This window comes from Kineococcus vitellinus (genome assembly GCF_009906315.1).
GTDB lineage: Bacteria > Actinomycetota > Actinomycetes > Actinomycetales > Kineococcaceae > Kineococcus > Kineococcus vitellinus.
The window spans coordinates 1-1,510 of the sequence record NZ_JAAALL010000533.1 but is presented as its reverse complement, the minus strand read 5'-3'; the positions used below and the strand labels follow the sequence as shown (position 1 = coordinate 1,510).

Genomic DNA, 1,510 nt, shown 5'->3' with positions numbered 1-1,510 from the left:
GTGCTGGACGGGGGTGGGCGGGTGCTGGACGTGCTGGGCCGGCGCCCCGGTGCCGCGCGCGCGGGCCGCGCGCACCGGCGCCAGGACGGCGTGACGCGCACGCGGGCCCTGTTCTTCGCGCTCGCCCTCGTGGCGCTGCTCGTCCTGCTCGTGCCGTTCGCCGTCCTGGCGCCGCCCGCGCACGCGCTGGCGGCCCTGCCCGCCGCGGCGCTGCTGGCCGCCTCCTGGTGGTACGGCCACTCCCGGCGCCGCGCGCCGTGGTCCTGCGACGTGGTCGACGCCACCTGCTTCGTGGCGCTGGTGGTGCTGTCACCGGTCCCGACCTCGATCCTCAGCATCACCTTCTCCGCCCTGTGGTTCCGCTCGATGTACGGCTCGACGCCGCGCGCCTTCGTGCGCCTGGCGCTGCTGCAGGGGGCGGTGCTCACGGGGCTGTCGCTGTGGCCGCTCGTCCACGGCGGGCACCCCGTCCCGCTGGCCGCGGCCGTCTACAGCGCCTTCGCGATGATGGTCGTCAACATCGGCGTCATCCGCGGCCTCGTCGCGGGCCTGCGCGGGCGCGACGAGGCCGCCGCCCGCGAGTCGGTCGTGGCCGCGCTCGGCGCGGACCTGCTCGCCGTCGAGGCCGCGGACCGCGTGGAGGGCATGACCTGGGCGGCGCTGCAGGAGCTGTGCGCGACGACGTCCGGGCTCTCGGTCGCGGTGGCCCACCCCGACGGCGACGAGTTCCGCGTCAGCCGCTCCTGCGGGCCGCAGGCCCCGCCGCTCCCCGGCGGCGGGGTGCTGCCCGCCGTGCAGCTGCTCGGCGCGGCCCCGCTGGAGCACGCGCCGCCGCCGGCCGCCGGCGGCTGGAGCTGCCTGCGCTTCCCCAGCTCCTCGCAGGAGGTCTGGCTGCTCGTCGGCGGTCCGCGCCGCACGGTCGAGCAGGGGCTGCCGGCCGTGCAGGCGGTCGCCCACCACGCCGCGCTCGCGCTGCGCAACGCCGCCTCCCGCGACGCGCTGCGCACCCAGGCGCGCACCGACCCCCTCACCGGCCTGCCCAACCGCGCCGCCTTCCAGGACGCCGTCGACCGGGCGGTGCTGCGCGCGGACGGCGCGGGCAGCGCCCTGCTGTTCATCGACCTCGACGGGTTCAAGGCCGTCAACGACGACCTCGGCCACGCCGCCGGCGACGCGCTGCTGCGCACGGTGGCCGCGCGGCTGCGCAGGACCACCCGCGAGGGCGACCTGTGCGCCCGCCTCGGCGGCGACGAGTTCGCGGTGCTGCTGACGGCGGCCGACGAGCAGGAGGCCACCGCGGTCGGGCAGCGCGTGGTGGCGGTCCTCGGCGAGCCGGTGCGCTTCAGCGGGGTCGTGGCGCGCGTGGGCGCGAGCGTGGGCGTGGCGCTGCACGAGCCCGGCGGCGCTCCGGAGGAGGGCTCCGGCGACGCGCTGGTGCGCGCGGCGGACGCGGCGATGTACGCGGCCAAGGCGGCGGGCAAGGGGTGCGTGCGCCTGCACGGGCGGGCCG

At 78.7% G+C, this 1,510-nt stretch carries 1 protein-coding gene; it reads left to right on the top strand.

Translation table 11 applies throughout. From position 1 onward, the window contains the following. Positions 1-1,510: GGDEF domain-containing protein (locus GTQ99_RS23155; protein ID WP_166618005.1), on the top strand; the 1,510-nt coding region annotated here is incomplete at both ends.